This is a genomic window from Serratia sp. CY47280, assembly GCF_052168655.1.
In the GTDB taxonomy this organism is placed as follows: domain Bacteria; phylum Pseudomonadota; class Gammaproteobacteria; order Enterobacterales; family Enterobacteriaceae; genus Serratia; species Serratia bockelmannii.
Genome location: NZ_JBJNMG010000001.1, coordinates 1,284,279 through 1,296,170 on the forward strand (window position 1 = coordinate 1,284,279; position 11,892 = coordinate 1,296,170).

Below are 11,892 nucleotides of genomic sequence, written 5' to 3' on the forward strand. Positions count from 1 at the left end.
CCATGGCTGAGATCTGGGCAGCAAGAAAGGATGATGAACTGATCCACACCAGCGCGTTGGCGGACATCGCCAGCGCCGTCGCCGAAGTCGCGGTGTATGCGGTGGCGACCGCCGCCGTGTCCGCAGCCGCCGCCGCCGCAGCGCCGGCATTGGCAGGGGTGGCGGTGCTCGGCGCAGCGGCGACGGCGGCCTCCGGCTGCGTCGGCGCCGGGCTGATCGTCGGTTTTGCCACCAGCCTGACCGGCGTCGGAGAACATATCAGCAACGGCTGCGACGCCGTGGCCAACTGGCTCTTCCCGCCTTCCGTCTCCGGCGTCATTCTCACGGGCTCCCCCAACGTCTTCACCAACGCCAAACCGGCGGCACGCGCCGCAGGTCGTTTACTCACGCCCGCAGAGATCAAAGCGTTACCGGCGCCACAGCCGCCGCAAAGCTTCTGGGATTATGGCGCCGAGCTGCTGGCCGCCGGCGGTAATATCCTCTCGCAGCTATGGCAGCCCGGCGTCGCCGGCCCCAGCCAGCCCAGCCAACCGCTGGAAGAAGATAAAATCAGCTGCGACAAACACCCGCTTCCGCAATACCTGGCGGAAGGCTCCAGTAAAGTATTTATCAACGGCCAACCGGCCGTACGCAGCAATGACCGTTCAACCTGCGAGGCGAAAGTCTCGACCGACGTCTCCAAAAATGTGCAGATCGGCGGCGGCACGGTGGTGGTACGCGACATCAAGAGCGGCAAGCTGCCGGGTATCGGTTTGGCGCTGACCGTGCTGCCGCTGCTGCTCGGTAATCCGGCCAAGCTGGTTAAGAACCTGCCTTGCATGATCGGCGGCGGTCTGGCGGCGGCGGGCGTTAACGCCCTCGGCGAAGCGATCCACGCCGCCTTTAACCCGGTGCATGCCGCCACCGGCGCCAAGGTATTGAACGACGAAGAAGATCTGGACCTGTTGCTGCCGGCGCGCTTTCCGCTGATCTGGCAGCGCAATTACAACAGCCGCAATGGCTATCAGGGACTGTTTGGCCACGGCTGGCGCACGCCTTTTGAAATTTGGGTCGATCTTAACGACCGGGACGGCGTCATTGAGTGTTGCCTGCATGATGAAACCGGTCGTGAGCTACGCTTCCCGCTGCCTGAGGTGAACCAGCCGAGCTTCAGCGCCGGTGAAGGGCTGATGTTCCGCCGCGGTGAAGAGGGACAGCTGCTGATCGCCGACACCGACGGCAGCGTCTGGCGGCTGTTCGTGCCGCTGCCGCAGACCCCTTCCCGCCTGAGGCTGGTGTCGTTGAGCGATGAGTACGATAATGCGCTGCTGCTGAACTACGACGAACGACAGCGCCTGAGCCACATCGTCGACAGCGCCGGCACCATGACATTGCGGCTGGAATACGGCGATCCGCGCTTCGACGATCGCGTCACCGCCTTGCGGCATAACGACGAACCACGCGTGCGCTACCGTTATGACGACGGCGGCGATCTGCATCAGGTGATCGACGCCGGCGGCCTGGTCACACGCGAATTTCACTATAACGCCCAACACCTGCTGACCCGCCACCAACAGGCCGGTGGGCCCAGCTTCGAGTATCACTGGGCGATGTTCGACGACTGGCGCGTGGTGGAACACCGCGACAGCGCCGGCGGCGGCTGTACAATCGACTACGATTTGGCCGCCGGGTTAACGACGGTCACCGAGAATGACGGCTTGCGGCACCAGCACCGCTGGAACGCCCAACGGCTGATCGTCGAATATACCGACGAGCGTGGTGAGGTCTGGCATTACCAATGGAATGACGAAGACATGCTGATCGCCACGCGCGATCCGCTCGGCCACGGCTGGCATTTCCGCTACGATGAAGCCGGTAATCTGGTCGAGGAAGAGGATCCGCTCGGCCATATCCGCCTCACCGGTTGGCTACCGCAGCGCGCACTGCCGATCAGCGTCAAGGAGCCCAACGGCGCCACACAGCATTTCTACTACGACGAGCGCCATGCCTTGATTGCCGAGATCGATGCGCTCGGCCATACCCAGCGCTACCTGCGCGATGGCTATGGCCAGGTGGTGCAAGCCGTCGACGCCAACGGCGGCATCAGCCATTTCGCTTATGATGAGCACGGGCAATTATTGCGCGCCCGCGATTGCTCCGGCAAACAAACCCTCTACAAATATACGGCTCAAGGCTGGCTCAGCGAGGTGACCGACGCCGCCGGCGAACGCGTCCATTACCGCTACGATGCCGCCGGCCGCCTGACACAGCTGCAGCGCGCCGAGGGCTGGCAAGAGACGCTGAGCTGGAACGCGCAGGGCCAGCTGGATCGCTATCAGGGGGCCGATGGGCGCCTGACGCATTATCGCTATGACGCAGCCGGCCGCCTGCTGGCCACGCGCAATCCGCTCGATGGCGAGGTGGTGCGCCACTACGACGCCCGCGGCAGATTAACGGCGCTGCGCAACGAGAATGCCGAAAGTTACCTGTTCCATTGGACGGCCTGCAATCTGTTGCAGGAAGAAATCGGGTTGGACGGCGTCAGCACCCGCTATCGTTACGACGAATGCCGCCGGGTCGTCGAGCGCCGCTTCGCCGCCAATACCTCCGCCGCCTTCTCGCACTATTTCAACCATGACGGCGCCGGCCAACTGGTGAGCAAACAGACGCCCGATGGAGAAACCCGCTACCGCTACAGTCCGCTCGGCCAACTGCTGCATGCCGCCAGTGACCGCGGCAACGCATGGCATGACGAGCCGACAACGGCTCAGAGCGAGGTCAGTTTTGACTATGACTTGCTGGGGCGGGTAACCCGTGAACAAGGTGCCAACGGTACGCTGCGCTATGATTACGATCCGATGGGTAACCGCACGCAAACCACCTTGCCCGACGGACGCGCGCTGCGCGCGCTGTACTACGGCAGCGGCCACCTGCTGCAGCTGGCGCTGGACGATATCACCCTCAGCGAGTTCGAGCGTGACAATCTGCACCGCGAGCTGAGCCGTACGCAGGGTCGCCTGACCAGCCGAGTGCATTATGATCGGCTGGGGCGCAAAGACCGGCGGGAGATCTTCAATGACAACCGCCAGCGCCCGGCGCCGGCCAGCAGCTCGCGCCAGTGGTCCTACGACTATCAAAACAACCTGACGCGCGAAGAACACAACGCCAACCCGTTCTCCTACCAGCGTTATCAGTACGATGCCACCTGTCGATTGCTGAGCCGGGACGGCACGCTGCCGGATACCGAGCGCTACCGGTACGATCCGGCATCCAACCTGCTGGATGAGGGGCAATTCCGCCAGCGGCACAACCGCGTACTGCATTATCAGGGAATTGATTACCGATACGATGTCTTTGGCCGCACGGTGGAAAAACGCAAAGGCCACTACCGTTGGCAATATCTCTACGACGCCGATCATCGCCTCTGCGAGGTGGTGCGCTACAGCCAACATCGCAGCGAAGCCCAGCAGCATGTGCAGTTCCACTATGATCCGCTCGGGCGGCGCACGCAAAAGCGGGTGTGGCAGCAAAGTCAGGATCTGCGCCAACCGGCCGGCAAATGCCAAACCACCACGTTTTTGTGGGAAGGTTTCCGGCTGCTGCAGGAAACTCGCGACGGCATGCCCCTCACCTATGTCTATGCCGATCAGGGCAGCTATGAACCTTTGGCGCGCATCGACGGCCACACGCCGGCCCAAGTATTTTACTTCCACACGGCGCCGAACGGCGAACCGGAAAGCCTGACCGACAGCGACGGAACGCTGCGCTGGCAGAGTCACAGCAGCGCCTGGGGCCGCATAAAGTATGAGGAAAATCAGCAAGATCTGGATTATTCCCAAAACCTGCGCCTGCAGGGGCAATACCTGGATCGGGAAACGGGATTGCACTACAATTTGTTCCGCTATTACGATCCGGATATCGGCAGATTTACCCAGCACGATCCGATAGGTTTGGCCGGCGGGATCAACCTGTACCAATACGCGCCGAATCCGCTGGGTTGGGTGGATCCTTGGGGATGGAAGCCACGATGCGCAGCAACCAAAGCCAACGATCATAATCAGGCAGCTTTTGGTCGACAATGGCAAGGTCGAGGTATCTACAAAGGACGAGACTCTTGGTCAAATATCATGTTGAAAGAAGGTGACATTGTTTATGGCGGCGCTCCAGGGCAATCTGGTTTTTACTTCAACAAGGCGACGCTAGATGCTGCAGGTGGCAGTAGAGCCAAGCTATGGGAAAGTTTGCAGGTGCTTCCACATGAAAAATTTGGTTATAGATCTAAAATACAAGCATATAGAGTAAAAAGAGAAACGATTGCAGGAACAGGTAAAGCGATATCTCAAGACCCAACGAGATTCGGCGAAGGCGGAGGAACTCAATTTTTCCTTTCTAACTATAAAACTGTTCTTGAGCCAATTGATAAGCCTTTTGAAATTGGATTGTAAAATGCAACTAGATACTTATGACGGAACACTAGAACTCGCGGGAATAACGCTAGGTACAGCGACAACCCGAGAAATGCTAATAAAAGGCTCCAGATTGTGGGAGGGTTGGCCAGAAAAGTCAGATGGTAGGACTACATCATACAGAACAATAATCAGTACAAAAAAAGAAAAAGCCGGCGATATATATATAATTGCCGACTTCTCCGGGGCCTTCATTACAGATGCAGTGCTTTGCAGTTGGCGTTTTGCGCCTGAAAAACTCATGATGGGAATACAAAAAAAAGTAGAAGGTGCTATTACCAAAAATCTTCGAACATGGTTTTATGAAAAAACTCATATACAACTTCCAGTTAGTGGTTCATGGGGGCATATTGACGCTGCTTATGACCCACATAATTTAACGGGAACAATAGTGTGCAACTATCGCAGTGCATTTCATACTGAGGATGAATGGCGAAAATATTGCAAAAGGAATAACATAATTTATTAAAAAAGAGGAAACTCATCCACAATATTATATAAAATTCACACACTCATTCCATAATGCAGAGTGTGTGTGATTTTTCACCCCCCCCTCGAATATCGCAAATAATTACATCTTCACTTCGCACACTAACAATCAATAAAGGCATGAATCATTTATTCATTAGATCTATTTAAATATTATGAACAAAGAGAAAATTGTCATTACCCCATCAAACAGCCAACTGTTTAATGGTAACGAAGAGCAGTTTCGTTTATTTAAAAAAGAAGTATCCATCCCTAACTCTAACGAAAAAGTACTTTATGATAACAGCTCTGCGATACCCATATGGGATATAGATGAAAACATCAGGAAGGCGATCGCAGAAAAAATAAGCGGGATAAAAGTCATAGAGTACCCATATGACCCAATACCTTCATATAAAAATGAAAATCTGGATATCTATATTCAGAAAGTAGAGTCGGAAATGCACAAAAACAGAATAACAATAATCACGGCGACGGGTGAATCACAACCAGCAAGATATAAGATAAAGTTGCTGGGTTTCATTTTTCACTAGCGCTCTATTAGGGGCGCTTGCTGAAAACAGTAGGTTTATAAAAACCTTAAATATACATTCTATGATATAGACATGGAATAATTATCTTATGACTGTTCCTCTTTTAAATGAATCTTTAAATATCCCATCAAAAGGCTCCCAAAGAGCCTTTTGATATGCTACCGCGCCGTTAGCCCCCTCACCACTTCTTCACCGTCTGGTAAATCTCGAGGTCGAAATAGCCGTCGGCCTCGCAGTCGTTGAGATAGTGCTCATAGCTCACCCCCTCAACCGGCTGGTAGCCGCTGGCCGGCAGCAGCTTCTGATAGAACTCGCCCCACACCCGCTCGAAATCGCCATCGCTGATGCGCACGTGGTAGACCGCATACTGCCCGGCGGGCAGCGTCTGCACGGTCACGCCCTCGCTGCCCGCCGGCAGCGCGAAATCGTCCGCCACGCTTATCACTACGTCGGCACGCAGCTTTTCCGGCGCCACTTCCGCCGGATCGTCCCAATACAGCACCAGCCATTTGCCAAACGGCACGCCTTGGCGTTTCCGCCATGCCAGCAGTTGCTGCGAGCCCTGCGGGATGGTCTGCGGATACGGCCCCACGACTCTCACTCCCACCACCTTCTCCGCCGCTTTATCGATAATCCTCACGCTCATCGCCCTTATCCTCCCACGTTATTTCAGGCACCGATTTCGGTGCGCACGTCCAGCAGCTCGGGGAAAAAGGTCAGATCCAACGCCTTTTTCAGGAAGCTGACGCCGCTGGAACCGCCGGTACCTGACTTAAAGCCAATGATCCGCTCCACCGTTTTCATATGGCGGAAACGCCACAGATGGAAACTCTCCTCGATATCCACCAGCTTCTCCGCCATTTCATAGGCTTCCCAGTAGGTCTGCGGGTTGTCGTAGATCACTTTGAACGCCGGCAGCAGATCCGGGTTGCGCTGGTAGGGCTGCGTCCAGTCACGCTCGAGGCACTCCTGCGGGATCGGCAGGCCGTGGCGTGCCAGGTACAGCAAGTATTCGTCGTACAGGCTCGGCGCTTCGAGGATCGCCTTCAGCGCGGCGTGCTTTTCCGCATCGCTGCTAAACACCGCCAGCATGGCGGCGTTCTTGTTGCCGAGCAGGAACTCGATCGATCGGTATTGGTGCGACTGGAAGCCCGATGAGCTGCCCAGCACGTCGCGAAACTCGACGTACTCCGACGGCGTCAGCGTTTCCAGCACCGCCCACTGTTCGAACAGCAGCCGCTGGATCTGTTTGACGCGCGCGAGGATTTTGAAACAGTGGCTGAGTTTGTCCTGCTGCACCAGCCGCACCGCCGCCTGCAGCTCGTGCAGCATCAGCTTCATCCACAGCTCGGAGGTTTGGTGCTGTATCACGAACAGCATTTCGTCATGATGCGGCGGGTTGGAGAGTGGGTGCTGGCAGTCCAGCAGCGAGTCCAGGCACAGGTAGTCGCCATAGCTCATGCGTTTGGAAAAATCGGTGACAATCGCGCTTTCTAATTCCCGTTTGTTCATCTGTTCTCTCCGTTGCGCCCAGCGCCCCATCGGCCTGGAACGTGCCGCAAAGAGAAAACAATAGTACAGAACCCGCCGCCCCGAAGGGCGATAAACGAGAGGTGCTTCGCAGATCTCACTCATCTGCGTTAACACATTGCCCCTCTCCCCCTGTGTTGTTTAGTAAACAACACGGCTGCCGCCTGACGATTCTCACAAATGCGCAATCCCATGTGCGCAGCGCCCCGGTTCCAGCTTGCCTGCGGCCGGCTTCCCTTATAGATTGCAGGCTAACGGCAGGCAGCAAGGTATCGGCAAATGGCAAATATTCGTGATGTGGCGCGGTTGGCCGGCGTGTCCATCAGCAGCGTGTCGAACCTGCTGAACAATCGCAGCCACCAGATGAGCGCGCAGACCCGTGAGCGCATCGAACGGGCGATGGAAACCCTGGGATACCGGCCGGCCCGAGCGGCGGTGCCCGCGCCGCAGGCGAAGATCATCGGCCTGCTGCTGCCGTCGATCGTCAACCCGAGCTTTTCGGCGCTGGCGCATGCGGTCGACGGCGCGGCGCGGGTTCACCGTTACCGCGTTTTGCTCGGCAACGCCTACCGCCAGGAACAGGAAGAAGCCGCGTTTATCGACGATATGTTCCTGCACGGCGTGCGCGGCATCATCGTAGCGGCGAGCGACATTCGCCAGACTCATTTTGTTCGGGCCGCCGAGCGAGGCATGAAGATTGTCAGCTACGACAGCCCGTTCGCCGAGCCGATGGCCACCGATACCCGACTGTTCGACAGCGTGTCGATGGACAATATCGCCGCCGGGCGCCTGGCCGCGCAGCACCTGCTCGAGCGCGGCTGCCGACACATCGTGTTCGCCACCGAAGCGACGCTAACCGTCGGGCGCAGCCACAAGATCGACGGTTTTCTGAGCGCGCTGGGGCACAGCCTGAGCGAACGCCAACGGGTGATCGAAGGCAAAGCCAACAGCGCCTACGGCGACACGGAAATGTTCGAATTGGGGCTGACGCTGGCGCCGCGCGTTCTCGCGTTGGCACCGCGCCCGGACGGCATCGTGGCGATTAACGATGCGCTGGGCATCGGGCTGATGGTGGGCCTGCGCGCCGCCGGCATCCAGGTGCCCGCAGACATCTCGGTGATCGGCATCGATAATATCGCGCTGGCCGGCCTGGCCGAACCGGGGTTGACGTCGATTGGCCCACCGCTGGCGGAGATGGCGCAGCTGATGGTCGAACGCCTGATCGGCCGTATCAACAATGATTTGCAACCGCCCGGCGAGTTTCTCTTCCCGCCGTCGGTCATCAGCCGGCGCTCGGTCAAAACCGCCGGTTAATACGGTAAAAACGACTTTCCCAGACGATGCGCAGCCGGCATCGTCCGGATCGTCGCAGCTAAAAGCAGAAAAAATAGAATCGTCGCAATAAATAAACGGCGCGACGCTTTTATGCACGCAACGTCGTTATTCAGCACGCCGCTCATGACTTTGGGCTGGGCCGCTATTATTCCGATTAACCACATGGGAAAAACCATGATGAAAAAAACAATGCCAACGGATATTGAACGCAGCGCCATCAGGAAATTGACGCTGCATATTGTCCCCCTCATGATCTTATTGTATTTCCTGGCCTTTCTCGACCGCAACAATATGGCCTACGCCGCTAAAGCGTTGGAAGATAATCTGGGATTGACCGCCTCGGCTTTCGGCTTCGCCTCCGGGATTTTCTTTATCGGCTATTTCTTGTTTGAAATACCCAGCAACGCCGGCACCATTAAATTTGGCCCGCGCATCTGGTTCGCCAGAATATTAATTTCCTGGGGCATCTTCGCGACCCTGCTCGGTTTTGTGCGCACGCCGCTGGAGCTGTATATTTGCCGTTTTATGCTGGGCGTGTGCGAAGCCGGTTTCTTTCCCTCGGTGGTGTATTACTTCACGGTTTTCTTTCCGGAGAAATACCGCACCAAAATTCTCGGCATGTTTATCATCGTCCAGCCGCTGTCCAACGCGGTCGGCTCGCCGATTTCCGGCTTTATTCTCAATATTCAGCATGACTGGTTCGGGTTCGCCCCCTGGCAGCTGCTGTTTATCCTCGAAGGGCTGCCGCCGATCGTCATCGGCCTGCTGATCCCGTTCCTGATCAAGAACTCCCCCAAAGACGTCGGCTATCTGAACGTGGAGGAAAAAGCCTGGCTGATGAGCAACGCCGGCCGCTCCAAATCCGGCTCTAAAATCACGCTGGCTGACTTCCTGAAGGGGATTAAAAACAAGAAATACCTGCTCTACGCGCTGCTCAACTTCGGCATGGTGTGCGGCATTTATGGCTTCGGCACCTGGCTGCCGTCGATCATCAGCGCCCTCTCCGGCGGCGATATCTTCCGCGTCAGCCTACTGGCGCTCATTCCCTACGGCCTGGCCGCGCTGCTGGTCTATCCGTGGAGCCTGTGGGCCAGCAAAACCAAAAAGCTCGGCGTATTTGCCGGCCTCAGCATGGTGGTTGCCGCCATCGGCCTGATGGGGGCGGTGACGTTTTTTAAATACGACCCGCTCGTCGCGCTGTCGTTCCTGTGCATCGCCGCCATCGGTATCTACACCGCCGTGCCGCCGTTTTTATCCATGCCCGCCAATATCTCCACCGGCGCGGCTGCGGCCGCCGGGCTGGCGGTGGTCAGCTGCATCGGCAATATCGGCGGTTTTGTCGCCCCCTATGCGGTGGGCGTGCTGAACGATCTGACCGGCAGCAGCGCGCCGGGGCTGTTTTTCCTGGCCTCGTGCCTGCTGGCCACCGGGCTGATCTGCATTTTCTACTGCGCCAAACAGCGTGAAGGCGTCATCAATTCTTAACGAACCAATAAGGAGTCAATCATGGGCGATCTTGCGGGCAAAAAGGTCTTTATCACCGGAGCGGAACAGGGCATTGGCCGCGCCACTGCGGAGCGGCTGATCAAGGCCGGTTGCGACATCTATTTTCACTATCACAGCGACGAAAGCGGCCCCAAGGCGCTGGTGGCGCTGGCCCATTCTCTGGGGCAAAAAGCCGCTTACGGCTACGCCGATCTCATCGATACCGACGAAACGCTGCGCTGCGTCGCGGCCGGCGCCGAGTTTCTCGGCGGCATCGATATTCTGGTCAATAACGTCGGCGGCATCGTCGGGCGCAAATGGCTGGGCGAGATCGACCGCGCCTTCTGGCAAACCGTGATCGACGTGAACATGACCACCATGCTGAACGTGACGCAGAGCGCGCTACCGTTCCTGAAGGCGGCGGCAAACGGCGCCAGCATCGTCAACCTGGCCTCGCAGGCCGGCCGCGCCGGCGGCCACTCCGGCTCGCTGGTCTATTCCGCCACCAAGGGCGCGGTGCTCACCTGGACGCGCTCGCTGGCGGCGGAGCTGGGCGAGCACGGCATCCGGGTAAACGCGGTGGCGCCCGGCCTGATCCTCGGCACCCGCTTCCATAATCGCCACACCACCCAAGAATCGGCGGAGGAAACCGTTCGCGCCATCCCGCTGGGCCGCGCAGGCACGCCGGACGACGTGGCGCGCGCCATCGCCTTTCTGGCAGCGGAATACGACGGCTTCATCTCCGGCGCCACTCTTGATATCAACGGCGGCATCTACCGCATGTAATTCAGCTGCGGGCGGCACGGCTGCCGCCCCCTATTCAGGTATCGCCTTATGATTAAATCCGCCATCACCCACCCGCCGCTGCTCGCCGCGCTGGCGCAATGCGGGCATAAAACCCAGGTGCTGATCGCCGACGGCAACTACGCCTGCATGACCCACGCGCCGAAAGACGCCACCGTGGTCTATCTGAACCTGGCGCCCGGCACGCTCGCCGCTCCGCCGATCCTGGAAAAACTGCTGGCCTGCATCAACGTGGAAAGCGCGGCGCTGATGGCCTGCCCGCCGGACTTCACCAACACTATCGAAGCCGAATACCGGCAGCTGCTGCCAGAACATTGTCCGATCGAATACCTGCCGCGCGAGGCGTTTTACGCCGCGGTCAAATCGGATCGGACGTTGCTGGTGATCGCCTCCGGCGAACAGCGCCGCTTCGCCAACCTGCTGCTGACGGTGGCGCCGGTGGTGTGATGACGCCATTGCGTTAATGGCGGTTGTGCCCCAACCGCCATACCTGCGCTTTACGCCAGCTGCTGATTCACGATATCCGCCACTTCTTTCGGCTGATGATTGATGAAGAAATGATCCGACGAAACGGTGTGCAGACCGATATGCGCGCTTGTATAGCGCGCCCAAGCCGCCATGTCCGTCTTGGAAACAGTGCTGTCGCGGCTGCCGTGAATCAACACCAAAGGATAATTGATTGTCTTCTCCTTCAACGCCCGTTTCATATGAAAATTAATCGACAGCTCGTTGCGTATAATAGGAAAAAATAAGCTTCTGAAATCAACGTCATCCAAAATATCAGGTTGAGTTCCGCCATAACGACGCAATACTTCGGCCATTTCATCATCATCTGAATGCATCGGATCATGCTTAAAATCCGTAATGTGCGGCGGTGCTTCTGCGGCGATAAAAATTCGCGCCGGCGGTTTATCCTTAGCGATAAAACGACTCGCCAATTCAAAGGCGAATAATCCGCCATTGCTGTGACCAAGAAATGAGTACGGTTTTCCCGACATCAGGCTCGTGGCTTCTCGTTCAACCTCATCCAAAATTTTGTAGACATCATTGCACAACGCCTCTGAAAAGCGGCGCCCATTGCCGGGCAGTTGCATGGCGTACACGGACGTATTGCTATTGACGTAGTGAGAGAATGGCACGAATACCTCGGCATTTCCGGCGGCATAAGGGAAACAAAATAAAATATGCTCATCATCCCCACCGGTACCCCTTTTTATTTGCTCAAACCACATACGGCTTCCTCTGCTTTGCAAGAATATGACGCTATCCGC

10 protein-coding genes are annotated in these 11,892 nt (G+C 57.3%); 7 read left to right on the top strand and 3 right to left on the bottom strand.

Annotation, left to right across the window (positions count from 1 at the left end; genetic code table 11):
* Positions 1–2 precede the first annotated feature (2 nt).
* The 3 genes from ACJ8J4_RS06260 (at position 3) to ACJ8J4_RS06270 (ending at position 5,467) form a co-directional block, all read left to right on the top strand.
* A complete protein-coding gene (locus tag ACJ8J4_RS06260) occupies positions 3–4,424 on the top strand; it encodes an RHS repeat-associated core domain-containing protein (protein WP_264383600.1) in 4,422 nt (1,473 codons plus the stop codon).
* 1 nt (position 4,425) lies between these two features.
* Positions 4,426–4,914 (top strand): hypothetical protein, encoded by a 489-nt coding sequence (locus ACJ8J4_RS06265; RefSeq protein ID WP_071826121.1) that lies wholly within the window; start codon positions 4,426–4,428, stop codon positions 4,912–4,914.
* Positions 4,915–5,089: 175 nt separating this feature from the next.
* On the top strand, positions 5,090–5,467 hold the full coding sequence (locus ACJ8J4_RS06270; protein WP_197836133.1) for a hypothetical protein: 378 nt from the start codon (positions 5,090–5,092) through the stop codon (positions 5,465–5,467).
* A gap of 178 nt (positions 5,468–5,645) precedes the next feature.
* Here the strand turns inward: ACJ8J4_RS06270 and sbmC are convergent, their stop codons facing one another.
* Positions 5,646–6,113 carry a DNA gyrase inhibitor SbmC gene (gene sbmC, locus ACJ8J4_RS06275; RefSeq protein WP_043138732.1) on the bottom strand — a complete coding sequence of 156 codons (468 nt, stop codon included), beginning with the start codon at positions 6,111–6,113 and terminating at the stop codon, positions 5,646–5,648.
* Positions 6,114–6,136: 23 nt separating this feature from the next.
* Complete coding sequence (gene kynA, locus ACJ8J4_RS06280) at positions 6,137–6,979, bottom strand: tryptophan 2,3-dioxygenase (protein WP_025303311.1); 843 nt, start codon at positions 6,977–6,979, stop codon at positions 6,137–6,139.
* Positions 6,980–7,276: 297 nt separating this feature from the next.
* On the opposite strand from kynA, the gene ACJ8J4_RS06285 reads away from it, so the two are divergent.
* From ACJ8J4_RS06285 to ACJ8J4_RS06300, 4 genes are all read left to right on the top strand, one after another.
* Positions 7,277–8,311, top strand: coding sequence for a LacI family DNA-binding transcriptional regulator (locus ACJ8J4_RS06285; RefSeq protein WP_025303312.1), 1,035 nt, complete (start codon positions 7,277–7,279; stop codon positions 8,309–8,311).
* A 270-nt stretch (positions 8,312–8,581) separates the two neighbouring features.
* Entirely contained in the window at positions 8,582–9,817 is a 1,236-nt protein-coding gene (locus ACJ8J4_RS06290; RefSeq protein WP_016927236.1) for an MFS transporter, read from the top strand.
* Between the two features lie 21 nt (positions 9,818–9,838).
* On the top strand, positions 9,839–10,603 hold the full coding sequence (locus ACJ8J4_RS06295) for an SDR family NAD(P)-dependent oxidoreductase (RefSeq protein WP_043138736.1): 765 nt from the start codon (positions 9,839–9,841) through the stop codon (positions 10,601–10,603).
* 48 nt (positions 10,604–10,651) lie between these two features.
* On the top strand, positions 10,652–11,068 hold the full coding sequence (locus ACJ8J4_RS06300; RefSeq protein WP_043138738.1) for an RbsD/FucU domain-containing protein: 417 nt from the start codon (positions 10,652–10,654) through the stop codon (positions 11,066–11,068).
* 50 nt (positions 11,069–11,118) lie between these two features.
* On the opposite strand, the gene ACJ8J4_RS06305 is transcribed toward ACJ8J4_RS06300, so the two are convergent.
* A complete protein-coding gene (locus ACJ8J4_RS06305) occupies positions 11,119–11,853 on the bottom strand; it encodes a thioesterase II family protein (RefSeq protein WP_164067359.1) in 735 nt (244 codons plus the stop codon).
* Positions 11,854–11,892 lie beyond the last annotated feature (39 nt).

Bases quoted from the DNA above. Each gene is read 5' to 3' on its own strand.
- kynA (WP_025303311.1), bottom strand. From the start codon at position 6,979: ATGAACAAACGGGAATTAGAAAGCGCGATTGTCACCGATTTTTCCAAA.
- ACJ8J4_RS06285 (WP_025303312.1), top strand. From the start codon at position 7,277: ATGGCAAATATTCGTGATGTGGCGCGGTTGGCCGGCGTGTCCATCAGC.
- ACJ8J4_RS06265 (WP_071826121.1), top strand. From the start codon at position 4,426: ATGCAACTAGATACTTATGACGGAACACTAGAACTCGCGGGAATAACG.
- ACJ8J4_RS06270 (WP_197836133.1), top strand. From the start codon at position 5,090: ATGAACAAAGAGAAAATTGTCATTACCCCATCAAACAGCCAACTGTTT.
- sbmC (WP_043138732.1), bottom strand. From the start codon at position 6,113: ATGAGCGTGAGGATTATCGATAAAGCGGCGGAGAAGGTGGTGGGAGTG.
- ACJ8J4_RS06290 (WP_016927236.1), top strand. From the start codon at position 8,582: ATGATCTTATTGTATTTCCTGGCCTTTCTCGACCGCAACAATATGGCC.
- ACJ8J4_RS06300 (WP_043138738.1), top strand. From the start codon at position 10,652: ATGATTAAATCCGCCATCACCCACCCGCCGCTGCTCGCCGCGCTGGCG.
- ACJ8J4_RS06295 (WP_043138736.1), top strand. From the start codon at position 9,839: ATGGGCGATCTTGCGGGCAAAAAGGTCTTTATCACCGGAGCGGAACAG.
- ACJ8J4_RS06305 (WP_164067359.1), bottom strand. From the start codon at position 11,853: ATGTGGTTTGAGCAAATAAAAAGGGGTACCGGTGGGGATGATGAGCAT.
- ACJ8J4_RS06260 (WP_264383600.1), top strand. From the start codon at position 3: ATGGCTGAGATCTGGGCAGCAAGAAAGGATGATGAACTGATCCACACC.